This is a genomic window from Nonomuraea purpurea (genome assembly GCF_042650645.1).
Classification (GTDB): domain Bacteria; phylum Actinomycetota; class Actinomycetes; order Streptosporangiales; family Streptosporangiaceae; genus Nonomuraea; species Nonomuraea purpurea.
Genome location: NZ_JBHSBI010000008.1, coordinates 21,879 through 43,758, shown reverse-complemented (window position 1 = coordinate 43,758; position 21,880 = coordinate 21,879). Strand labels below are relative to the sequence as shown.

Below are 21,880 nucleotides of genomic sequence, written 5' to 3'. Positions count from 1 at the left end.
ACCGCCGACCACCGCACCGCAGAGGCGCAAGAGGCGGAGCGAGGCCGTGGCCGGGTTGCTGTACGCGGCGCCGGCGGGCCTCATCGTCGCGCTGCTGTTCGTGCTGCCGCTGCTCCTCGCAGTCTGGATGTCTCTCAACGACTGGCCGCTGCTCGGTGATCCCGCTTTCAACGCTCCGGAGAACTACACGGCGATCGCCGGGAACAAGCTTTTCGTCGGCTCGATCGGGTTCACCCTCAAGTACACCGTCGTGGTGACGGTCATCTACTTCGTGATCGCGCTCGGTCTGGCGCTGCTGGTCCAGGAGTCGCGGCCGGGCATCGGCCTGTTCAGGACGGCGTTCTTCCTTCCCTCGGTCGTGGGCCTGGCCTCGGCATCGTTGCTGTTCTACGCGTTGTACAACAACGAGTTCGGCCCCCTGGACGACATCCTGCGCGCGCTGGGCCTGGCTCAGGGCGAGGTGGACTTCCTCGGCACCCCGGACAACGCCTTCGCCTCGACCGTGGTCATGGTGACGTGGCGGTTCGCGGGCTTCAACATGTTGATCCTGCTCACCGGCCTGCAGGCCATCCCGACCGCCGTGTACGAGGCGGCCCGGGTCGACGGCACGACCTGGTGGCAGCGGCTGCGGTACATCACCATCCCGCTGTTGAAGCCGACCATCGCGCTGATGCTCATCATGACCGTCACCGGTTCGCTGCTCGCCTTCGAGCCGTTCTACGTGCTCACTTCCGGCGGGCCCGACAACAGCACCGTCACCATGGTCATCGCGATGTTCCGCGAGGCCTTCACGCTGTTCGACGTCGGGCGGTCGGCCGCCCTGGCCATGGTGCTGCTGGTAGCGCTGGTCGTGCTCAACGCGATCCAGCTGTCCCTGCTTCGTAGGAAGGGTGACTGATGAGCACCGCTCGCCGTCTCAAGGCGCGCCACGTCGCCGGGTCCGCCGGCTTGTACAGCACCGCGACGGTGTTCGCCGTGTTGTTCCTGTCGCCGTTGGTCTGGGCGGCCTTCAGTTCCGTGCACGGTCCGCGGGCGAGCGACGGCCAGGGCGGGTTCGGCGGCGCCAACTACGACCGGCTGTTGCACTACGGGGCCGGCTTCGGCACCTACCTCGGCAACAGCGTCGCGATCTCGGCCATGACGGTGGCGGGGACGCTCGTCGTGGCCCTCTTCGGCGGGTACGCCTTCGCGCGGTTCCGCTTCCCGGGCAAGAACCTGCTGTTCCTGACCGCACTGGCCATCCTCATGGTCCCCCATCCGACCATTCTGGTCCCGATCTACACACTGCTGGGCTATGTCGGGATGCAGAACTCGCTCACCGGGCTGAGCCTGGTTCTCATCATGTTCCAGCTCCCGTTCGCGCTCTTCATGATGCGCAACGCCTTCGAGGGGCTGCCCCGGGAACTGGAGGAGGCGGCTCAGCTGGACGGCTGCTCGTCGTTCGGCGCACTGGTCAGGATCCTGATGCGCGCGGTGATGCCTGCCATGATCACCGTCGGCCTGTTCGCATTCCTCGCCTCCTGGAACGAGTTCATCGCGCCCCTCATCCTCCTCACGTCCGGGACGAAGTTCACCCTGCCCATCGCCCTGGTGAGCCTGCGCAGCGGCGAGTTCGGCGCGATCGACCTCGGCGCGTTGCAGGCCGGCATCGTCGTGGCGGCGCTGCCCTGTCTGGTGCTGTTCCTGCTGCTGCAGCGGCACTATGTGCGGGGCTTCATGTCCGGCTCGGTGCGCGGATGAACGACCGCACCGGCCACACCCCCAGAACCGATCAACCAGAGGAGCTCTCGCAGATGACCCCCGCTGGTCACCGCACGATTCCCGTCGATCCCGCGACAGCGGTCCTGCTGACACCGTTGCCCATTCACGACGTCACGCTTCGCGGCTTCTGGGGTGAACGCCAGCGACTCAACCGCGACAAGGTCATCCCGCATTGTGATGAGTGGCTCGAACGCGCCGGCTGGGTCGGCAACCTGCGGGCGGCAGTCGACGGCACGCTCGCCACCAACCGCGTCGGGCGGCTCTTCACGGACTCCGAGATCTACAAGATCATGGAAGCGATGGCGTGGGAGGTCGCCAGGGAGCCCTCGCCGCGATTCGAGGCGCGGCTGGCCGAACTCAGCCGGCTGCTCACCGAAGCGCAGGCAGCGGACGGCTACCTGAACAGCTTCTACGACTACCCTGGCGGCCCCGAACGGTACAGCGACCTGGAGTGGGGGCACGAACTGTACTGCGCGGGACACCTGATCCAGGCTGCCGTCGCCCGGCTGCGGGCCGGCCATGACGACGCTCTGGTAGCCGTCGCACGGGCCGCCGCCGACCACATCTGCCGGGAGTTCGGCGCCGACGGGCGGGACGGGATCTGCGGGCACCCCGAGATCGAGACCGCGCTCGTCGAGCTCTACCGCGCCACCGGCGAGCGACGCTATCTCGACCAGGCATCGCGCTTTGTCGAGCGGCGCGGGAATCGCACCCTGGGCGACACGATGTACGGCGGCCGGGACTACTACCAGGACGACGTCTGCATTCGTGACGCGCCCGTGCTCGTAGGCCACGCCGTCCGCGCGCTTTACCTCACCGCGGGCGCGATCGACGTCGCGGTCGAGACCGGAGACCAGGCGCTGCTGGAGCACCTGGCCGCCCAGTTCGACCGGACCGTCGAGAGACGGACGTACCTCACCGGCGGAATGGGGTCGCACCATCACGGCGAGTCGTACGGGGAGGATTTCGAGCTTCCCGCCGATCGTGCCTACGCCGAGACCTGCGCAGGGGTCGCGTCGGTGATGGTCGCATGGAGGCTGCTCCTGGCGACCGGCGAACCACGCTACGCCGACATCATCGAGCGCACCCTCTACAACATCGTCGCCACCGCGCCGTCCGACAATGGGGACGCCTTCCACTACGTCAACACGCTGCACCGCCGGAGCATGAGCGTCCTTCCGGACCCGAACCACCCGAGCCTGCGGCGGACCGACGGAATGCGGGCGGCGTGGTTCACCACCTCGTGCTGCCCCACCAACATCGCAAGGACTCTGGCGAGCCTCGGCGGCTACCTCGCCACCGTCGATGGCCGAGGTCTGCAGGTGCACCAGTACGTGGACGGCGAGATCCAGGCGACCCTGCCAGACGGCCGGGGCGTGGGAATCTCCCTGGAAACCGCCTACCCGCTCGACGGCATGGTCAGGCTGCGGGTGACGCAGAGCGACGGCGAGCCATGGGCGCTGAGCCTACGCGTGCCCGGCTGGACCGAAAAGGCCACATTGCGCTACGGCGCGACCACCCACCAGTTGGCACCCGGGACAGCCACCGTGACAGAGGCATGGCAGGTCGGTGACGAGCTGACGCTGGATCTCGGCATGACGCCGCGATGGGTGCGACCGGACCCGCGAATCGACGCGGTTCGCGGTTGCGCCGCTCTTGAACGGGGACCGCTCGTCTACTGCCTTGAGTCGGCGGACCAGCACGAAGTCGACCTCAACCTGGTCGAGGTCGACACCTCCGCCCCGTTCGCCGTACGCGAGCCCGACGACCTGCCCGGCAGCCTCGCGATCATCGTGTCGGGGACGGTCCGGGACGAGGCCACCGGCGGCTGGCCCTACCTGCCCAGCCAGACCGGCCGACCGGCACGGCAAGTGAAGCTGACCTATGTGCCCTATCACCGCTGGGGCAACAGAGGGCCGTCTGCCATGCGAGTCTGGACGCCGGCGGTAGGCGGCCCGTAGCACTTCCTTCAAGGCCAAGTCGAAGGTACCCCGCTATCGTTCGGGGCGCTAACGTGATCTGATGTCCAGCCTGCCCGTTCTCTTCGCAGCCGCCCTGACAATTGCAGCGCGTTGGATGACGGCGTGGCGGATCCTGTTGGTCACGGCGACCGTCGCGGGCCTGGGCGCACCCGGCCTGGTTAATTGTCACGGCAAGCGAATGTCGAGCTTGTATATCCGGGTGGTCTGAGCGCTGCTGAGGTTGTCGTCAGAGACCAGATAGAGAACTCTGTGCCTGTCCGGCAGCATGGGACCCAGCGCCATACCCTCGACGTTGTCCAGCAACGCGTTGTACTGGCGCTGCGGTGCGGGGGCATCCGCTGCCGGGCAGTTGCCCAGGTCAACCAGGAGAGTCTTCTCAGCGAAGACCTCCTCTGGCTCATTCCGCAAAGACCCGTTCCAGGAGATGTCCCATCGCTTCGTGAGGGCAGTCTGGAAGATTCGGATGGTGTTTCCCACTCCCTTGATGTGACCGCGTTCCAGCGTGAGCAATTTGCCACTGTCCAGTGCCACGATCTCCGTGAGGCTCAGGCCAATGTCGGCCTTATAGGCATACTGGGCGTCCGGCTTGTAGGCATTGCCAGCCGCGGACGAGTAGCGCAGGATGCGCAGAAGGTTTCCGCCTTGGTAGGCACCGTCGCGGGACAGCGGGGTCTCCATACCGGCATAGAGGAAATCCCTTTTGGGAGTGGCGGCCAGCGACTCGATCGTCTCTCTACCCGCTTCCCCTCCTTTCGACTGCGCGCGGAACAGGGGTGGTACCGGCAGTGAAGCGGTTTGTCTACCTGTCGACATATCGAAGACAAGGATCGCCGGTCCGATCTCCGAGGAAACGAGCACGCTGTCCGGGCGCAAGACCAGGCCCTCCCCATCGATCTCCTCGTCCGCGAAAGGGGAACCGTCGGAGTGAAGCAAAGGGGTCATCTTGCGGATCTTGACATCAAGATCCTCCTCGTCGCCGAGGGAAAGGTGCAAAAGACCGCCCGGCTCATTGTCCATCAGGGCCACGGCCTCGGTCTTGCCAGTCATCGCAATCGCTGATAGGCCACCAACCGTGGCACCCTCGAACACCAGCTTGTCGAGCTCGTCGGAATAGTCGAGCAAAGTCGCGTTCGCTGAGCAGGAGCCGATCGGACCTGAATCAGGCCACATCACCGCAACAGCGGCCACGATGGTGGCCGACAACAACAGCCCTCCTCCTCCGAGAAGCAGGCGTCGTCGCGAGCCTCTGAACGATTTCTTCTCGGCTGAGCCCTTTTGAGGTGGGGCGGTGTCGACGTCCGGGTCTCTGCCTGTCCCCTCCTCGGTGTGGGTGAGATTCGGCGTGGTGCGGAAGAAGGGCAGCGAGCCGATGTGTGCGGGGCCCGCCCGCTGCGGCTCGGGCAAATGGGGGACGAGCGCGTTGCGGACCCGGTGATAGACCTCATCCAAAGTCAGGAACTCTGAATGCCCCTCTGGGGCGCGTAGCACGTGGATAAGCTTTCCGGTGAATGCGGTGTGCCGTTCGGTACGCGGGGATATCGCCAAGCTGTCCTTTGTCGCTGACGTCAGCGTGTAGATACCCTCCGCTTTGACAGCCTCCAAGAGGCTGGCCGACGGATCGCTCTCACTCAGGGCGAGGCCGCTGTAGCAACAGTCGAGGATCACCACCCGCCGCATGGCTCGGCTACCGTGCAGGATCCTGCGCAGATCTCTCCAGGACACGGTATCGGCGAGCTTGCCCGCAGCTTCCTTCCCGACCATCTGCTGGGTCGCCCCGGACAGGCATAGGTGGAGATCGTCGCCGCCAGAGGCGCGGAGCCCATGGCCGGCGAAGTACACGATCAAGGTATCCTCCGCGGCCGCTGCCGCGTCGCTCACCGAATCCAGCAACTCGCGTGGAGTCCGAGGGTTCAGGATCAGCTGGCACTGACCCAAAGGCACGCCCCAGATGTCCGGGTCAGCCAGCGTGCTCGCCAGGCCCCAGCAACTCTGCCCCACGGCAGGCAGATCGCCCAGGTGAGGGTAATCGGTGACACCGATGAGCACGCAGCGGGACTTCCTCGGATCGGGCTGTCCGCTCAAGGCACGCAGCGCGGACGGCAGGTCACGCAGGTCATCATCAGAGACGGCCCTCATGGTGCCATCAAGTTCGACGACCAATTGCCCCGCTTGTTCACGATCTTGGCGCCAGGCCAGAAAAGCGAGCGCCAGAGTGGCGAGCTGAAACCCGCTGTCGACGATGAGCTGGATGACCTCGAAATCGGGACCCATCGTGTCAGAGGCTTGCGGAGCCGGCTGTAACGAGATGTTTGCCTCTCGCAGTTTCGGATTGTTGAAGAGCGCGTTGATCAGCGAGCGCTGGACCTCCTTGTCCCGCTGACCAGCCACCCAGACAGAGATCTTCACGCCACCCCTTCCCTCTGGATCAAGCTGTGGGGAATTTTACCGCGCAGATGTACTTGGGTGAATGGTTTCTAAATAGCGGATAATCCATGAAACCTATTGTCATGATGGCAAATCAAGACAAAAGTGCGCATTTTCTCCCTCGCTACCCGCTGGCCCGGCGGTCGACTGATCGCGTCGGTGAACCACCCGATGACTTCGATGGCCTTTCGACCAAACTCAGCTTCCTGGTCTTCGTCGTCGAGGCACCGCCGTCAGATGCCGACTCGAACGGTTAGCCAACCACGCCGGCGAGCGAGCACCTGTCACACGCGCCCCAAGGCCGGGTAGGTGACATCTGCCGCGCCGGTTTGTCGGTGGGGCGATCTATTGTCCCGGCCATGACTTCAGCGACGCAGGCGTACACGTACGCCGCGCCCTCCTCCCTTGTCGACGGTCGTCTCGGACTGGCGACCTCCGGCGGTCGGGCCCTGTCCGGCCCGGCCGTGGCGCCCCGGTTCTTCAGCGGCGTGGTGACCCAGGCTGCCCCCGCCGCGGCGGCCCTGCTCGGCGTCGCCGATGTGGCGCTGGCCCGCTACCACCAACCGCAGGCGCGGCCCGGCTGGGTGCGGGACCCGGTGGTGACGTGCAACGGAGACCGGTTGCGGTTCGAGTCCTTCTCGGCCTGTGGCGGGGTGTATGCCCGGCTTGACCTGCTGAACGGCGCGCTCGACGGCGAGGTGTTCGACCGGGGCACCACCAACGTCGATGTGAACGCGCCGCTCCGGGAGGCGCTGGCGCGCATCGGCGCGCGTGACTCATTGCACCTTGGGGTAGGCCTCGACGAGCTGGTCGTGACCACGATGGACGGCGCGGTGGTGGAGAAGAAGGTGCCGCTGCCCGAGCGCTGGTTACGCGGATTCGCCGAAGTGCAGGTCATCGCCTCGGGCATGGACCAGCGCGGTGAGCTGACCGGCATGGCGGCGGTGCGGTTCCTGCGCGGGCTGCCCAAGAAGGGCACGGTGTGGGTGGCGCAGGCGGGGCGTGAGCTGAAGGTCTCCGACCGCCGGGTTCCTGGCTCGGTCCAACTGGCCGGCCCCAACCGGCTCGGCACCCTCCTGCCGCTGCTCCGTTTCGCGAAGTCCCTGCGGGTGTACGGCCCGGCCGACGCCGCCTCCAGCGCCTGGGAGCTGGAGCTGCCGAGCATGCGCTACACGCTCACCCTCTCGCCCGAGCGCCGGCGCGGCTTCTCAGGCGAGGGCTCGGTGCTGGACGACCTGGCCACCGACGAGGCCGAGAACGACGCCGACGTCGTGGGCATGCTGCTCAACTTCGAGCCCGAGATCGAGATCGGCCTGCTGGCCGACCGCGCGGGCATCCCCGCCGACCGGGTGCGGGCCGCGCTGACGCAGCTCGGCGTCGTCGGCCGGGTCGGCTACGACCTGTCGGAGGCCGCCCACTTCCACCGTGAGCTGCCCTATGACAAGGACAACGTGACCCTGCTCAATCCACGGCTGGCCAAGGCGCGCAAGCTCGTCGACGCGGGCGCCGTGCACCTCGAAGGCGAGTCGGCCACCGTCTGCACCTCGGGCGGCGCGCGCCGGGTCTCGCTGGCCGACGGCTCCTGCACCTGCGAGTGGTGGTGGGACCATCACGGCTCCCGCGGGCCGTGCAAACACGTGTTGGCCGCCCGGATCGTCGCCCGCGCCGCGGTGGAGGTCTCCCGATGAGCCTCTGGACGGAGATCTGCGACCTGGTCACTCGCAACCAGGTCACCCGCCTGGCCGACCGGCTGGTCACGCTCACCGAGGAGGAGCGCGCCGAGCTGAGCGGGCGGTTGCCCGGCCTCGTCAAGGAGCTGCGCCGCGCCCGCACCGAGCAGGTGCGCGCCCAGCATCCCGACGACTTCGAGGAGATGGCCTCCTGGGAGGTCGGCGACCTGCTCGACACCCTGGCCAACGCGCTGCTGCTGGCCGGTGTCGGCGTCATCACCGGCCCGGCGGCCGCCGTGACGTGGATGACCGGCCGCAACGTCAACCGCCGCTGGGCCGAGGACCCCAACATCGCCCAGGTGTGCCGGGTGGCGGCCACCCGCCCCTTGGAGTGGCGTCGCGATGTCGCGGTCCGGCTGGCCCAGCGGGTGCGCCGTCCCGTCGACCGCATCGCGCCGCTGGCCGTGGCGCTGCTGCGCGAGTCCGGCGCCGTGCCGCCCGACCACGACCCGCTGGTGGCCGCCTGGCTGGCCGCGCCGAGCGTGGCCGATGACCCGCTGGTGCCCGTGCTGCTGCCTCGTGTCTTCGACGCCGACGGCGCGGGCCGCGTCCTTCGTGACGAACGGCTGACGCCCCTGCCGACCCGCTGGCTGGCCGCCGCCGCCCGCGAGCTGCCCAAGGAGCAGGTGCTCGACGGTTGTGTGAGCCGTTTCCTGCGTGGAGGCGAGGCGCAGGACCTGCGTTTCTTCGTCCGGCTGCACACGCTCCTCGACCCCACGCCCGCGGAGTCCGCTCCCCGCCTGCGCGACTACCTGCGGTTGTTGCCGTCGGCCCCGGGCACGGTCGCCGAGCTGGCCGCCGGGCAGGTGCGCGCGGCGATGCCGCTCGACCACGCCGACCTGGTCGAGGCGGTCGACGCGCTCACCTTCCGGGCCGAGGCCAAGCTCGCCGCCACGGGCCTGCGCTGGCTCGACCAGGCGATCCGGGCCACGCCTGAGGCGGTCGCCGACCTCGTGACCGCGCTGACCGCGGCGTACGCGCACAAGTCCTTCGACGTGCGCAACCGCGCGGTCGAGCTGACCCTGAAATACGCCGGCCTGTTCGCCGACCACGCCGAGGCGATCCTCGACGGCGTCCGTTACCTCCCCGCCGACCTGGGCGCGAAGCTGGCCGAGCAGTTCGGCGGGCAGACCCCCGTCGAGGAAGTGCTGGAGCAGAAGGAGTTTCCGCCGCTGCCCGAACTGCCGGAGGCGCGGCGATTCCCCGAGCCGTCGATCTCCCCCGACTACCACGAGCGCTGGATCGGCCAGGAGCGCTGGCTGGCGGCCTTCGTCGCCGGGATCGCCGACGACCGGGCGAAACTGCGCCGCAAGCTCAAGCCCCACGTTGAGCAGGACCAGGGCTACTGGCGGTCCAGAGAGGTGCACCTCGACCCCGACGACTGGCAGTCGGCGCTGTCCGCCGAGCTCGTCACCCCCGGCAGCGTGCCGGAGCTACCGCCGATCGAGCCGGAGAAGTTCTGGGACGGCGCGAACCACTCCGTGAGAGTGCACGCCCTCACCCGTGGTGAGGAGCCCGGCACGGAGCCGTCGCTTCAGCGGATCATGGTGGGCGGCTCCTACCGGCCTGGCCGCTACCTCGATGACGACGCCCCGATGCGCGTCTTCTTCATCACCTGGACCAGCGACGACGGCCCGGACGGGGCGGTTGCCCACGAGGGCGACCGGCAGGTCCCCTTCGCCGAGGGCCGGATCCACCTGAACGACTCCCCCACCGACGGACCGCCGGATCACCTCCATCCGGTGCGAACGAGGCCCGGCGTCTTGTACGACGACTCCGTGGAGGCCATGCCGTCCTTCATCCTCGACCGCGCCTACGGGCGCATGGCCAAGCTCGGCGTGGACCCCGCCAGGATCGCGGCGATGCGGGCAGGGGAACGGGTGCCCCCGCCGAATCCGGGCGAGCCGCTCGTGCAGGTGACCGTCGTCTTCGTCCCGCCCCGGCTGCGTTCCTTCATGCCCAGGGAACTGCCCGAGCACGACGAGTGGCGGCGGCGCAACCACCTGCCCCACCCCAATCGCGTCTCCCCGCCCCACGACTTCCTGCTCCACCGCTACGCGGAACTCGCCGAGGCCCTCCGCAACGGCACCCTGCCCCCGGTGCTGCTGGCCACGCCAACCTGGATGAGCGGTCACCTCGACCCCGACGTGCTGATCGACCGGCTGGAGACCTGCGCCGCCGCCGGCGTGGAGCCACTCCCGGCCGACCTGGCGCAGGCGCTGCTGCGGTTGCCCCGGGGCTGCCACCGGGCAGCGGCCGACCTGGCCGCCAAGGTGGACTCGGAGGCGGCGCGCTCGGCCGCCCGCTGGCTCGCCGGTGACGGCATGGCCGATCCCGAGTGCGGCCACGTGTGGCGTCACATGGTCGAGGCGTCCATGGTCGAGTTCGGCGACGGCGAACCGGAACACTTCACCGAGGTCAGGCTGCAACCCGTGCTGCGGGTGACGGCCCCGACCGGCCATCGGCTGATCGACGAGGTGCTGCTGCGCGAACCGTTCGATTGGACGGTCGACGAGTTCAACAGCACGCTCAGGGCGTGGCCCGCCATGCTGCCCTCGCACCGCGAGGTCGTGGCCGTCAACTTCCTGCCCTTCCTGCTGCGCGGCCGCTGGGGCGCGTGGGTGGCTCCGACGGAGATCACCGGCTTGGAGATCGCCCAGGGCCCGATGGGCGAGTCCACGGCGGTGATCCTCGCCTTCCTCCTGGCCAACAGCGTGCCCGGCACGATCCCGCTGGTCCTGAGCATGGCCGCCAGGGACGAACTGCCTGCCGAGGCGATCGGCCGACAGCTCGCCCTGGTGCTGCGCCGCACCTGGCTGGAAACCCGCCCCGCCATCGCGGCCCTGACCGACCTGGCCGACGCCGGAGGCCACCACGAGGTGTGGCGCATCCTGAGTGCCCTGCTGCCCGGGATGCTGCCGGGCGAGGGGCAGCGCATCACCGTGACCCACGCCGAACTCGTCGCCTTCGCCGCCGACGTGGCACGATGGACCGGCGCTCGCGGGGAGATCCCGGTCGTCGGCGAGTTCGCGCGGAGCCGCCGGACGATCCGCTTCGTCCACGAGTGCAAGCGCCTCCACGCCCAGCTCACCGGAGCCACGTCATGACCTCTGACGACACCGAGATCGTGCTTCACCACGACGCCGAGGCCGAGTTACAACGTGGCTTGAGGGTGCGCTGGAGCCCGCGAAGATGTTTCAGCGGGCCGTGGGAACCCAGCCGGGAAGGCCGGGCATGGGGCCGGGGAGCGGGCGGGCACGCAGGGTGCTCAGCTCCGCAGGTGGGATGGCCGGGCAGCGCGCGCCCTTGTCGGGCACGGCGAGGGAGGTCAGGTAGTCGTCGAACGCGGCGGTCGGGCACTCGCCACGGCCGTAGATCCCGTGCCCCCACCCCTCGTAGGTGAGCAGCCTGGCCTCGCGCCCGATCTGCCGCGCCGCGTTGACCGCCCACGGGTAGGCCGTGGCGGGGTCGTGCACAGCGTTGCCGAGGAGCAGCGTGGGCGTGCCGGAGACGTTCAGGCGGTGCTGCGGGTTGGGGATCGGACCAGGCGTGCCCAGGCAGGCGGCCGCTAGTGTGTGGCCGGGCGGGCTGATCAGCATGTCTGGCGCGATCGCCGCAGATCTGCGTACTATGCGCGCATATTCGCGGTAGTCGCGGATGGGCAGCAGGTAGTCCTGGCAGAAGATCTGGCTGGCGTCGTTGACCACTTCCTGCGTCGGCGCGGGCGTGAGGATCGCCCGCCCAGTCTGGGCGCCACTCTCCAGCGCGACCAGGAATTCGGCCAGTTCTTTGTAGGCCGGGCCGTAGAACGCGCCGAACGCCTGCCCGATCAGCCCCAACTTGGTCAGGGTGATCTCCGGCCGGCCGGGCAGGTGCAGCTCGCCGCGGTCCGCGCGGGCGAGCAGCTCCTTCCAGAGTGCCCGGATGTCTCTGCCGTGCAGCGCGCACGAAGCCGTCCTGTCGCACCAGGCGACGAACTCGTCGAAGGAGTCCTGGGCGGTCTGGGACTCGGTGTCCAGGAACGCCGTGGTGCCGAGGCTGTGGTCCATGTTGCTGTCGAGTGCCAGGGCGCGGACCCGGCTCGGGTAGCGCTCGGCGTACAGCTGGCCGATGAGCGTGCCGTACGAGACGCCGTAGTAGCTGAGCTTGTCGTCGCCCAGCGCGGCCCGCAGGGCGTCGAGGTCGCGAATCACGTTACCGGTGTGCACCTGGTCGAACAGCGGGCCCGTGCGGCTCCGGCAGTCCTGCCGGTAGCGCTCGTTGAAGGCCAGCAGCGCGTCGAAGTCGGCCTGGCTCTTGAGCGAAAGCGGATCGGGCGCCTGTGTGGCCAGTTCGAGCGAGCACAGGATCGGGTGGCTGCGCGCCACGCCGCGCGGGTCGAACCCGACCACGTCGAAGCGGCTGGTGATCTCCGGGGTGAAGCCGAGCCAGCCGCCCAGCACGGCGTCCACGCCGGATCCGCCGGGCCCGCCGGGATTGATCACCAGGGAGCCGATCCTGGCCGCGGGATCGGTGGCCTTGCGCCGCGCGAGCGCCAGCTCGAACGTCTGCCCGCCGGGCTTGTCCCAGTCGACGGGCACGGTCAGCGTGCCGCACTCGGCGGTGGCGTCATCCTGGCATGGGGCCCACGAGATGGTGTTCTGTGCCGTGGCACTGGCCGGAGCGATGGGGAGCACGGGGAGGACGAGCGAGAGTAAGAGACCGAACGTCAGGACAGGTCTTCGCACAACAGCTCCAATCTTCGGGATCCCGATCATGGACCATATTCGCGAACAAGACCATCCAACTCGAGTATGAAATCGGAGTCATACCAGCAGAGGGGAGAACACCTCGGGGGCGGCGAAGAAGCCGCCGCATCGGTGACTGTCGATCTTTGCCGGCGATCGCCAGGTATGGCGGTAAAGGCTTCCCTTAGGTTCGTCACATGAGTTCTTCCCTGAGCGTCCACCTGCTCGACGTGGCCGCTACGCGTGCCCTGATCGGATCCCACTATGACCAGTTGCTGGAGGTGATCCGCGACAATTTCGGGGACGACCTGGCCCGCGACGACGACTATTTCCGCCACCAGATCGAACAAGGAGCCCCCACGGCATACGACGCCCTGCACGCGGTCGTCCACGGTGGGCCCTTCCGCGAGAACGAGGACCATGCTTTCCAGTACGGCTACGCCTATATGCGGCTGTGCTCGCTCACCGGCTCGTTCCTGGACAACGGCTGTTTCACACCGCACCGGGGTGACTGGCTGTCGGTGGTGGACGGCGGCTTGAAGGCTCTGGGCATCACCGCCGTGTCCGTCGAAGACTTCAGCCTCGGCAGCCTGCCCGCTCCCCTGCCGTACACCTCCATACCGGGCTGCGGCGAGTGGACGCCCGAGCACATCGCACGGGCGCTGGAACAGTTCGAGGCCACCAAACGGGCGACCGACGCGTCGGGCCAGGCGCCACCGTTGGAGCCCGACGTCGTGGATGCCGTCATGCAGTGTCTCGACTGGATGAGGCACGCGGCGGATCAGCCGGGCTTTGGAGTGATCGGCTTCTGCTTCTGAAGTCCCGGACGGCCGCCCCCAACGGGACCTACCGTTCGCCGACGTTCCCGGCGGGATCGTAGACGAAGCGGACGTCGGCGCTGTGTCGGCGAGGGTCCTCGTGGACGGTGGTCATGTCGGCAGGACGTATGCGCTGACCGGCCCGCAGGCGCCAGATCATCCTCACCCGGACGGTGCCTGGTCCTGCGAGACAAGGCCGGGGTGGTCCTTGAGCCGTCTGCGCGAGTGTATGCCGAGCTTCCTGAAGATGTTGCGTAGATGGGCGTCGACGGTGCGTTTGCTGATGAACAGCTGGGCGGCGACCTCGTTCGAGGTGGCGCCGGATGCCACCAGCCGGGCCACCGCGACCTCTTGCAGCGTGAGCTTCTCGTAGGTCGACTCCGCGTGCCGGTCGACTCGTTCTCCGGCGGCGCGTAGCTCGTCGGCGGCGCGGCGCGCGAAGGCGTCGGCACCGGCTGCCGAGAGCTCCTCATGGGCGAGCCGAAGTCGCCGCACGCAGTCGTTGCGGCGGCCCTTGCGCCGGAGCCATTCTCCGTACAGCAGGTGAGCCCGGCCTCGGTACGAGGCCAGTGATGTCTCCGCGAGACACTCGACGGCTTCGAGATAGTGCTCCTCCGCGCCGGTCACGAGTGCGCGTGAGTAGGCGGCGACCCCTCGTCCGGCCGTCGTGCCACCCGCCTGCGTGCGCTCGGTCAGCCTCTCCAGCGCCTGGGCGGCGACGGCCGGTTCCCGGCATCGCATCGCGGCCTCGATCAGCTCGGGCAGAGCAGCTCCGGCGAGGAAGAGGTCGTCATGCTCGGTTGCTCGACGCGCGGCGGCCAGCGCGGCAGGAAAGTCGCCCAGTCCGTTGTAGAGCATTGCTGTTGAGGAGTGCTGATTGACGAGCCGCCCCATGCCGTCAGCTGTGGTTGTCTTGCTCGCCACCCGCAGGAGCTCGTGGGCTTCGTCGCGACGGCCGCGCATGGCGGCCAGTTGAAGCCGTGGAAACACCAGAGGGGGTTCACCTGCCGCATCGGCGATCGCTCCCTCCTCGGCTACCGCGGCGAGCGCCTGCCCGACGTCGCCGCTCAGGGTGGCGTCGGCTGCCTTCTGCGCGAGCCCGAGCCTGAGCAGCACCGGCGAACCCGACTCGCGTCCGGCCTTCAGCAGCCACTCGGCGATGGCGGAGAAGGCGTCCGGGTCCCAGAGCTCAACGGAGATCATCGTCGCGATCGCCGGCCATCTGGTCCACAGCGGACCTTGCTCGCCGTGGAGGCTTTCCTTGAACATCGCAATCGCCGTCCGGGGCTGGTCGGCAGCGAGCGCGATCAACGCGTCGAGGACGTCCGGCGAGCTCGGCGCGGGCGCCGACCGCGCTGCGTCCATGATCTGGCGGATGAAGCCGCCGCCTCGCCCGACGAGCAGGCACATCTCGAGCGCGTCAAGATAGCACTCGCGGGAGCGGTCGGGATCCAGGTTCGACAGCCGTTGCGCCGCATGCGCCACCAGCGCGGGTCCGGTGTCGTCGTTCGGCCGGGTGAATGCGATCCGGCCTCGCAACAGCTCGACCCGAGCGCGCTGAAACTCATCCAGGGTGGCGGTCTCCAACGTGGTGAGCAGGGCGGTGGCCGTTTCGCCGGTACCAGCGTCGAGGTGCGCCTGCGCCGCGTCGAGGGTTCGGCCGATTCGTCGGTCGATGTCCGGCGATAATGCGGCCGACCGTTCCAGAAACGCGGCCGCGGCCGCTATTCCGCCGCGCGCGTGGGCCCGTGAGGCGCACCGTTCCAGCTCGGTGGCAACGTCGTGGTCGGGGCTGAGTGTGGCCTGAGCGCGGTGCCATGCTTTGCGGTCCGGTGCCACGACCGGGCTGGTCACCTCGGCCAGGGCGCCGTGGACCGCGCGCCGCTCGTCCGGCTCGGCCGCCCGGTAGACCGCCGATCTGGCGAGCGGATGGCAGAAGCGGATGCGTGTGGTGAACTCGGCCAGTTCCACGGCTGCCGCGTCCGCGCAGGCGCGATCGATGTCGAGACCCAATACTCGTGCGGCGGGCCACAGCAGGGCCGGGTCGCCGGTCGGATCAGCACTGGCAAGGGTGAGCAGCATCCGGGCGTCGTCAGGCAGCCCGGCCAGCCGGCTCTGAAATGCCTGTTCGATCCGGCTCGGCACCGAGGAGGTCTCCGGCAGTGCGAAGCCGCCCGCCCGGGGAAGCTGGAGCAGCGCGAGCGGATTTCCGTGCGCCTCGGCGACAAGCCGATCACGAACTCGCTCGTCGAGCGGGAACGGGCTGCGGGCGGCGAGCAGACTCTTGGCGAACTCGTCGCTCAGCCCGCTGACGGTGAGTCGGGGAAGTTCATCCAGCTCACTTGCGCGGGCAGGCAACCGCAGCGCGAACAGCATGGCGATCGGATCGGCCGCGACCCGTCGGGCGAGGAAGGCCATCGCCTTCGACGACGCCGCGTCCAACCACTGAGCGTCGTCGACCAGACACACCAGCGGTCGTTCGCGGGCCGCCGCTGCGAACAGTTCCAGGGTCGCCACGCCGACGCGGAAAGGGTCGGGAGCCCCGGCGGTCAGGCCGAAAGCGACCTGTAGCGCTTCGCGCTGCCGGTCCGGCAATTCGCCTAGGTGGCGCAGAATCGGAACGCACAGTTGGTGAAGCGCGGCGTAGGGGAGCTCCTTCTCGAATTCAGCTCCGGATGCGCGCACGACGCGGAAGTCTGCCGCCCCCGCGGCGGCGTTCTCCAGGATGGCGGTCTTGCCGATGCCGGCCTCACCGATCAGCACCAGTGCTCCACCACGGCCCGCGCGTGCGGCCGTGGCAAGCTCGGCGACACGACGTGCCTCGTGGTCTCTGCCGATGAGCAAATCGGAGGTCTGTGGCAGTGCGTGCATACCGGAACGGTAATGGATCAGCGTTCACATCCACCTCCAGGACAGGAGAGGCGAGGAAGAGCATGTCCGGCGAAAGGACGACGCTCCTGCCGTCAGCTTCGGAAGAGGTACTCGAGCGCGATACCGGCGAAGATCACCATGCCGACGTAGTTGTTGTTCGCAAACGCTTTCAAACATTGCCTACGATCGCGCCGGCGAATGAGGAACTGCTGGTGCAATGCGAACAGGGAGGCGGCTGTCACGCCCGCCGCATACCACGCTCCGAGGTGCAGTTCCCGGCCGGCCAGCCAGATGGTGATCAGCATCGCCGCCTGCATGATGCCGACGACGAGGCGATCGGCGTCACCGAACAGGATCGCGGTCGAACGGATGCCGAGGGCGCGGTCGTCGTCGCGGTCGACCATCGCGTACATGGTGTCGTACGCCACCGTCCACAGCAGCCCGGCGGCGAACAGGAGCCAGGCCGCCCGGGGCATTCCGCCGTCGTGCGCCGCGAAGGCCATGGGAACCGACCAGGTGAAGGCAGCGCCGAGGTACAGTTGCGGCGCAGGGAAGAAGCGCTTCATGAGCGGATAGGTCAGCAGCAGCACACCGCCGGCCAGCGCCAGCACCTGCGTCTGCCGATTCAGCGTGGACACGAGTCCGAGCGCTGCCACGCCCAGAACGCAACACAGCCCGACCGCCTCGGCCGGCCTCACCTCGCCGGTGACCAGGGGACGGCCCTTGGTGCGCGCCACGTGCCCGTCGTACTGACGATCCGCGAAGTCGTTGATCGCACAGCCCGCCGAACGTGTCAGCACCGTCCCGGCAATGAACACGAGGAACACGCGCTCGTCCGGGTCGCCGTTGGACGACAGCCACAGCGCCCACAGCGCCGGCCACATCAACAGCCAGATGCCGATGGGCCTGTCCAGCCGGACCAGGCGCGCATAGGCGCCGAACCGGACGATCGCTCGATGTACCATCGCCACCAATGATGATCCCGTTGTCCAGCATGGCGCCTCGGCAAGGATTGCCTATCTCTCATGAACCGTGACATCGGCGTGTTCGGGCCCGACTCGGTGAGCTGGAAGGTCTTCGGCGAGCCGATCGTCGCGCTGGGAGGCTTGCGCAGCCTGTACCTGCAGGCGCTGCATCCACGTGCGGTCGCGGGGGTCGCGCAGAACTCCTCATATCGGACTGACCCGTGGCGCCGGCTCATTCGCACCTGGATCTACCTGCGGACCCTCCTGTACGGCACGACCGCCGAGGCGCAGGCCGCCGCGAGCCGGGTCCGGCGCCTGCACGCCGGGATGCGGGCAACGGACCCGCGTACCGGCGAGGTGTTCCGTATCGACGAGCCCGACCTGCTGCGCTGGGTGCACGTGGCCGAGGCCGAGTCGTTCGTGACCACGGTTCGCCGCGCCGGCCTCCGGCTGACCGGCGCCGAGGTCGACCGTTACTACACCGAGCAGCGCCGCAGCGCCGAGCTGATCGGCCTCGACCCCGCCTCGGTCCCCGGCACCGCGGCGGATGTGGCGGCCTACTATGAGGCCGTTCGTCCGCAACTGAGCCTGACGACGGAAGCAGCCGACATCGCGGCCTTCCTGGCCACCTGCCCGCCCGTGCCCACGGAATGGAACAGACCGGCTCTTCGGCGCGCGCTCGCCAGCGCTCCATCGCGCGGGCTCTACCGGGTCCTGGCCGCAACCGCTGCCGGCCTCCTACCGCCGTGGGCCCGCCGACTCTACGGCGGTCGGGACGGTGCGGCAACCGACGTCGTCGCCGGACTGTCGGCCCGGGGAACCCGGCTTCTGGTCCGGGTGGCTCTACCGCCGAAATACCGCGTCCCACCCATGCGTCGAGCGGCGCTGGAACGAGCCGGCCGCAGCTGACGACCGCAAAAGGATGTCAATGTCTCAAGATGAAGCCGTGGACTCGACCATTCGCCGCTGGGAGCCTCTCAGCGAAACGTCATCACGGGGCCCGTCCGGGTACTTGCGTATTCTGACTCGACGTTATGTTCTTCCAGACGAGCGCATCAGCAGCTGGGACCTTGTTGACGGCGGGAATACCATCGCCGTTCTCGCGCTGACCGATGACGAGCATGTGGTTCTGGTACGGCAGTTCCGTCCCGGACCGGGTATGATTCTCGACGAGATGCCTGGCGGTTACGTAGAATCCGGCGACACACCGGCCGAAGCCGCTCGCAAGGAGTTGTTGGAAGAGACCGGCTATGCTGGGGAAATCCACATTATCGGCAGCACATGGCTCTCGGCATCGGCGACGACGAGGCGGCACGTGGCAGTGGCGAGGAATTGTCGACGGGTCGGGAGCCCGGCACCTGTCGGTGATGAATTCTGCGAACCGGTCTTGATCTCGTTGACACGTTTCCGCCAACATTTGCGCGAGGGTTCGATGACGGACGTCGATCTCGGATATCTGGCGCTCGATCATCTGAATCTGCTTTGAATAGTTTGATGCCGCCCCAGGACCAGCAGGGAGCGTGCGTCGCCGGACGGGTGCTCGCCGCGCTGGCGGGCCCCTGGCTGGTACACCAAGACCGCAGAGGAAATCCTCGAATCCCTCGCTGGACATCGCCGGCGAATTCAGGCGGATGACGCTAGGTAGCGACGAGCTGGCGGGTGATGCTGGGGTCGCTGATCCTGGTGTCGTCCGCCAGCAGGAACGCCTTCGACAAGATGACCGACAACATTCCGCCGTCCTCCTCGAACGGCAGGAACAACGATGAGGCGGAGCGGTCGCGGCCGGGGACGATGCACAGGTAGGCGTCGTTCGGCTCCATCAGGATGTTGCCCGACCCCAGATGGATCCGGTAGGTGCGCAGTTGCCCGCGCACGCGCAGGAACCGGTCGGTCAGCTCCGCCCGGTCGGCGATCTTCAACCGGGGCAGCAGCCGGGCCAGCGCGTCATGCCGCGTGCGAGCGGTCTCGCTCAGCTCGCCGAACCCGTACGACTGCCAGTAGCCGTCGTGCCCGGCCGCCGCCTGCTGGTCGAGCCCCAGGGACCCGACCCCCACGGCGAGGTCGGCGTCGCGCAGCAGTTCCGACAACACCAGCGGCGGCACTTCGGTGAGCGGCGCGTCGCCGGGAAGATCCGCGTGGCGCAACCGGATCGCGTCGGTGACGGCGCAGGAGGCCGTGCTCCAGTCGTCCTGCTCGGGGTCGGAGGCGACCCGCATGCCCCAGCTCGCCTGCCAGCCGGCGAGCGTCTTGACGGCCGCCCCAACGTCGCCGCCGCACTCGTAGTCCCAGTGACCGATCGACAGCCCGCTCCAGCCGCGCTGCTCCAGCAGCGCCTTGGCCTGCCCGTAGCGCACGAAGTGGCCCTTGAAACGGTCGGAGTGGGTGCGGGTGCGCTCCTCGGCCGGGGTGAGCAGGTAGACCTCGCGGAACGCCTGCTTGAACGGCTGCCTGATCCCCCGCTCCAGCAGGTGGTCGCGCCAGCCGCGCACCCCCTCGGCGCGCTCCTGGATGGGGTGCCACAACCGGACGGGCGTCTCGGCGCCCGGACGCACGGATTCGCCGCTCGCGCCGGCCAGTGCCCAGCTGCCACCGCTCCTGACCGGCAGCCCGGCGAACCCGTCGGGGAGCCGCCAGATGAGGGCGCGGGTGTAGGGGCCGGTGACCGGATGGTCGAAGAAGTACTGCTCGGCCTCCTGCCAGGACAGCTCGCGTTCGACGATGAGCATCTGCTCCAGACGCAGCCGCTCGGCGGCCTGCGTGCGTTTGAGGTCTTTCAGCGTGGCCTTGAGATCGGCGAGCACTGGATCCTTGCGGATGGACTGGGGCGCCGACTTGACGACGCGCCCGGAGGCGTTGACGAACCGCAGCACCGGCCCGTCGACGTCGAGCCGGACGACGCAGCCGCCGACTTGCTCTTCCCTGACCCCGTCGGGGCCGAGCCCGAAGGCCGGGACCGTCCGGTCGACGAGCTGTTCGTGGCTCAGCCCTTCTTGTACGGCCACCGCGTCGAGGGCATCGGACGCCTTCTCCAGCAGGGCCGGTCTGCGCAGTTTGGCTCGCACGCGCGCGAGCACGCCCACCGTGTCGAGGCCGCCCCACTTGGCCAGCGCGTTCAGTGCGGCGTTGGCCAGTCTCTCGTTGCGGCAGACGGCAGCGCCGCCGGTGCCGTTGCGTCCGATGCCGCAGTTGACGGCGACGTCGCCGAGCAGCGTGGACACCCAGGGCGCGTCGATCACCTCACAGGTCCACAGCATGCCGCGCAACGGGAGGGCGGTGTGGCGGGCGAGGAAGACCCTGCCGCCGGGTTCGCGGCTCTCGCGATGGGTGGCCAAGCGGGAGAGGATCTCGCGCAGCACCGCCACGCCGTCGTCGGTGAGCAGCGTGCCGGCCTTGGCGAGCCAGGCTTCGCTGGGCCTGTTGGCCTTGGCCTTGCGCCAGTGCTTCAGCAGGGGCAGCACGGCGGGGTGAGCCAGCCGGGCGGCGTACTTCCCCGCCATGGCACGGGCGATGGGGTCGCCGTCCCAGACCAGGCTGCGCACGACCCCGGCCGGCCCGTGCTCCGGGGGCTCGATCAGAACGCGCTCCAGGTCCTTGCGTAACGCGGCCCGGCCCGGGCTGCGGTGGGCCGGGTGCCACGGCGGCTCGTCACCAAGGATCTGGCGGCGCTCGGGGTATCCGAGCGTCGCGATGGCGGCCAGCGGAATCCGGTACAGCTCGGCGTGGCCGGTGTGACCGCAACACGACAGCGCGTCGGCGATCCCCCACAGAGAGCGCGTGTCCTCGAACGTCCAGGGGATGTCGCCGCCGGCCACCTCGCGCACCAGCCGGAGCACCTCCTCGGAGTGCTCGTCGCCGCCCTTGTCGCCCAGGCTGAGCCGCAGTTGCGCCCACATGCCGAACGCCCTGCGCCCGGTCTCGTCGGCGCCGGGCCGCCAGCCCGCGTCGTACCGGGCGAACAGCCCGCGCGGCAGCCCCGCAAGGTGGTAATTGATCCGGTAGCTCTGGGACGTGGGAAAGTTGTCGAGGACGCCCATGTCAGCCTCCGGTCCGCGGCACGCGGCGGACGAGCTCGCGCGCCGGGCTCACGTCGGGCCGGGCGGGAGGGGCGATCTCACCTGAGCACCTGGCGGTGGCGCTCTCGTCTCTGAAGGTGGCCGTGGCCATGGGGGGGCTCCATCGTTCGGTCGGTCAACGTGACGAGCCATAGCTATCAACGGGCACCGACATTTAGCCTCGCTCGTGGAGCTGACCAAGGCATGCTTGCCTGGACGGGCAACGCCGGCGCATCCGCCTCTCCCTCATCCCACGACGGACAAGGCTGTGCCGACCAACACCAGCAGCAGTAAAGTCCGCGTCCGTTTCATTCTTGCGCGCCGTTGGAGTACGGAACGCGTCCAGCCGCGGGTTCGATCCGATGCCGATGGGGTTTTCGTCCTCGTTCACGGCACGGCGCGGAATCTAGGCTCAGGCCACACCGCGTATCCCGCTGGAGGCCTCCATGTCCAGGCCCGATCAACTGATCGCCAAGTCGCGGGCCAGGCTGGCGCGGGCCCGCCTCTGGCTGCAGCTGCTGATCCTGTTCCCGCGCCCTGAACCTTCCGG

General features: G+C 68.6%; 16 protein-coding genes. 9 read left to right on the top strand and 7 right to left on the bottom strand.

Annotated features, from left to right (window positions below):
• Window positions 1–46: 46 nt before the first annotated feature.
• The 3 genes from ACFOY2_RS17250 to ACFOY2_RS17240 are packed head-to-tail and all read left to right on the top strand — an operon-like array spanning window position 47 to window position 3,722.
• Complete coding sequence (locus tag ACFOY2_RS17250; RefSeq protein ID WP_379529047.1) at window positions 47–898, top strand: carbohydrate ABC transporter permease; 852 nt, start codon at window positions 47–49, stop codon at window positions 896–898.
• Window positions 898–1,740: a carbohydrate ABC transporter permease gene (locus tag ACFOY2_RS17245; protein ID WP_379529046.1), complete on the top strand. Its 843-nt coding sequence runs from the start codon at window positions 898–900 to the stop codon at window positions 1,738–1,740. The genes ACFOY2_RS17250 and ACFOY2_RS17245 overlap by 1 nt, the downstream gene beginning before the upstream one ends.
• A 53-nt stretch (window positions 1,741–1,793) precedes the next feature.
• On the top strand, window positions 1,794–3,722 hold the full coding sequence (locus tag ACFOY2_RS17240; protein WP_379529045.1) for a glycoside hydrolase family 127 protein: 1,929 nt from the start codon (window positions 1,794–1,796) through the stop codon (window positions 3,720–3,722).
• A 186-nt stretch (window positions 3,723–3,908) separates the two neighbouring features.
• Here the strand turns inward: ACFOY2_RS17240 and ACFOY2_RS17235 are convergent, their stop codons facing one another.
• Entirely contained in the window at window positions 3,909–6,149 is a 2,241-nt protein-coding gene (locus tag ACFOY2_RS17235; protein ID WP_379529044.1) for an effector-associated constant component EACC1, read from the bottom strand.
• Between the two features lie 86 nt (window positions 6,150–6,235).
• On the opposite strand from ACFOY2_RS17235, the gene ACFOY2_RS17230 reads away from it, so the two are divergent.
• The 3 genes from ACFOY2_RS17230 to ACFOY2_RS17220 all read left to right on the top strand — a co-directional run bounded on the left by ACFOY2_RS17230 (window position 6,236) and on the right by ACFOY2_RS17220 (window position 11,004).
• Window positions 6,236–6,424, top strand: coding sequence for a hypothetical protein (locus tag ACFOY2_RS17230; RefSeq protein ID WP_379529043.1), 189 nt, complete (start codon window positions 6,236–6,238; stop codon window positions 6,422–6,424).
• Window positions 6,425–6,526: 102 nt separating this feature from the next.
• Window positions 6,527–7,855, top strand: a complete 1,329-nt coding sequence (locus tag ACFOY2_RS17225) for an SWIM zinc finger family protein (protein ID WP_379529042.1) — start codon at window positions 6,527–6,529, stop codon at window positions 7,853–7,855.
• A complete protein-coding gene (locus ACFOY2_RS17220; RefSeq protein ID WP_379529041.1) occupies window positions 7,852–11,004 on the top strand; it encodes a DUF7824 domain-containing protein in 3,153 nt (1,050 codons plus the stop codon). Before ACFOY2_RS17225 ends, ACFOY2_RS17220 begins: the two co-directional genes overlap by 4 nt.
• A gap of 90 nt (window positions 11,005–11,094) precedes the next feature.
• Here ACFOY2_RS17220 and ACFOY2_RS17215 read toward each other — a convergent pair whose 3' ends face one another.
• A complete protein-coding gene (locus tag ACFOY2_RS17215; protein WP_379529040.1) occupies window positions 11,095–12,624 on the bottom strand; it encodes an alpha/beta fold hydrolase in 1,530 nt (509 codons plus the stop codon).
• A 197-nt stretch (window positions 12,625–12,821) separates the two neighbouring features.
• Between ACFOY2_RS17215 and ACFOY2_RS17210 the strand changes: the two genes are divergently transcribed.
• Complete coding sequence (locus tag ACFOY2_RS17210) at window positions 12,822–13,442, top strand: DUF7691 family protein (RefSeq protein ID WP_379529039.1); 621 nt, start codon at window positions 12,822–12,824, stop codon at window positions 13,440–13,442.
• 28 nt (window positions 13,443–13,470) lie between these two features.
• On the opposite strand, the gene ACFOY2_RS17205 is transcribed toward ACFOY2_RS17210, so the two are convergent.
• The 3 genes from ACFOY2_RS17205 to ubiA form a co-directional block, all read right to left on the bottom strand.
• On the bottom strand, window positions 13,471–13,602 hold the full coding sequence (locus ACFOY2_RS17205) for a hypothetical protein (protein WP_379529038.1): 132 nt from the start codon (window positions 13,600–13,602) through the stop codon (window positions 13,471–13,473).
• A 2-nt stretch (window positions 13,603–13,604) separates the two neighbouring features.
• Window positions 13,605–16,313, bottom strand: a complete 2,709-nt coding sequence (locus ACFOY2_RS17200; RefSeq protein WP_379529037.1) for an AAA family ATPase — start codon at window positions 16,311–16,313, stop codon at window positions 13,605–13,607.
• Between the two features lie 92 nt (window positions 16,314–16,405).
• On the bottom strand, window positions 16,406–17,278 hold the full coding sequence (ubiA, locus tag ACFOY2_RS17195; protein WP_379529036.1) for a 4-hydroxybenzoate octaprenyltransferase: 873 nt from the start codon (window positions 17,276–17,278) through the stop codon (window positions 16,406–16,408).
• A 60-nt stretch (window positions 17,279–17,338) separates the two neighbouring features.
• On the opposite strand from ubiA, the gene ACFOY2_RS17190 reads away from it, so the two are divergent.
• Entirely contained in the window at window positions 17,339–18,187 is an 849-nt protein-coding gene (locus tag ACFOY2_RS17190; protein ID WP_379529035.1) for an oxygenase MpaB family protein, read from the top strand.
• A gap of 37 nt (window positions 18,188–18,224) precedes the next feature.
• On the top strand, window positions 18,225–18,764 hold the full coding sequence (locus tag ACFOY2_RS17185) for an NUDIX hydrolase (protein ID WP_379529034.1): 540 nt from the start codon (window positions 18,225–18,227) through the stop codon (window positions 18,762–18,764).
• 151 nt (window positions 18,765–18,915) lie between these two features.
• Here ACFOY2_RS17185 and ACFOY2_RS17180 read toward each other — a convergent pair whose 3' ends face one another.
• Both ACFOY2_RS17180 and ACFOY2_RS17175 read right to left on the bottom strand, forming a co-directional pair.
• Window positions 18,916–21,312 (bottom strand): DUF4132 domain-containing protein, encoded by a 2,397-nt coding sequence (locus ACFOY2_RS17180; RefSeq protein ID WP_379529033.1) that lies wholly within the window; start codon window positions 21,310–21,312, stop codon window positions 18,916–18,918.
• A 1-nt stretch (window position 21,313) separates the two neighbouring features.
• Window positions 21,314–21,442: a hypothetical protein gene (locus ACFOY2_RS17175; protein ID WP_379529032.1), complete on the bottom strand. Its 129-nt coding sequence runs from the start codon at window positions 21,440–21,442 to the stop codon at window positions 21,314–21,316.
• Between the last annotated feature and the right edge of the window lie 438 nt (window positions 21,443–21,880).

What these genes read in the sequence shown, in the direction of transcription:
- ACFOY2_RS17245 (WP_379529046.1), top strand. Translation starts at nt 898, where the DNA reads ATGAGCACCGCTCGCCGTCTCAAGGCGCGCCACGTCGCCGGGTCCGCC.
- ACFOY2_RS17240 (WP_379529045.1), top strand. Translation starts at nt 1,794, where the DNA reads ATGACCCCCGCTGGTCACCGCACGATTCCCGTCGATCCCGCGACAGCG.
- ACFOY2_RS17230 (WP_379529043.1), top strand. Translation starts at nt 6,236, where the DNA reads ATGAAACCTATTGTCATGATGGCAAATCAAGACAAAAGTGCGCATTTT.
- ACFOY2_RS17225 (WP_379529042.1), top strand. Translation starts at nt 6,527, where the DNA reads ATGACTTCAGCGACGCAGGCGTACACGTACGCCGCGCCCTCCTCCCTT.
- ACFOY2_RS17220 (WP_379529041.1), top strand. Translation starts at nt 7,852, where the DNA reads ATGAGCCTCTGGACGGAGATCTGCGACCTGGTCACTCGCAACCAGGTC.
- ACFOY2_RS17210 (WP_379529039.1), top strand. Translation starts at nt 12,822, where the DNA reads ATGAGTTCTTCCCTGAGCGTCCACCTGCTCGACGTGGCCGCTACGCGT.
- ACFOY2_RS17205 (WP_379529038.1), bottom strand. Translation starts at nt 13,602, where the DNA reads ATGATCTGGCGCCTGCGGGCCGGTCAGCGCATACGTCCTGCCGACATG.
- ACFOY2_RS17200 (WP_379529037.1), bottom strand. Translation starts at nt 16,313, where the DNA reads ATGCACGCACTGCCACAGACCTCCGATTTGCTCATCGGCAGAGACCAC.
- ubiA (WP_379529036.1), bottom strand. Translation starts at nt 17,278, where the DNA reads ATGGTACATCGAGCGATCGTCCGGTTCGGCGCCTATGCGCGCCTGGTC.
- ACFOY2_RS17190 (WP_379529035.1), top strand. Translation starts at nt 17,339, where the DNA reads ATGAACCGTGACATCGGCGTGTTCGGGCCCGACTCGGTGAGCTGGAAG.
- ACFOY2_RS17180 (WP_379529033.1), bottom strand. Translation starts at nt 21,312, where the DNA reads ATGGGCGTCCTCGACAACTTTCCCACGTCCCAGAGCTACCGGATCAAT.
- ACFOY2_RS17175 (WP_379529032.1), bottom strand. Translation starts at nt 21,442, where the DNA reads ATGGCCACGGCCACCTTCAGAGACGAGAGCGCCACCGCCAGGTGCTCA.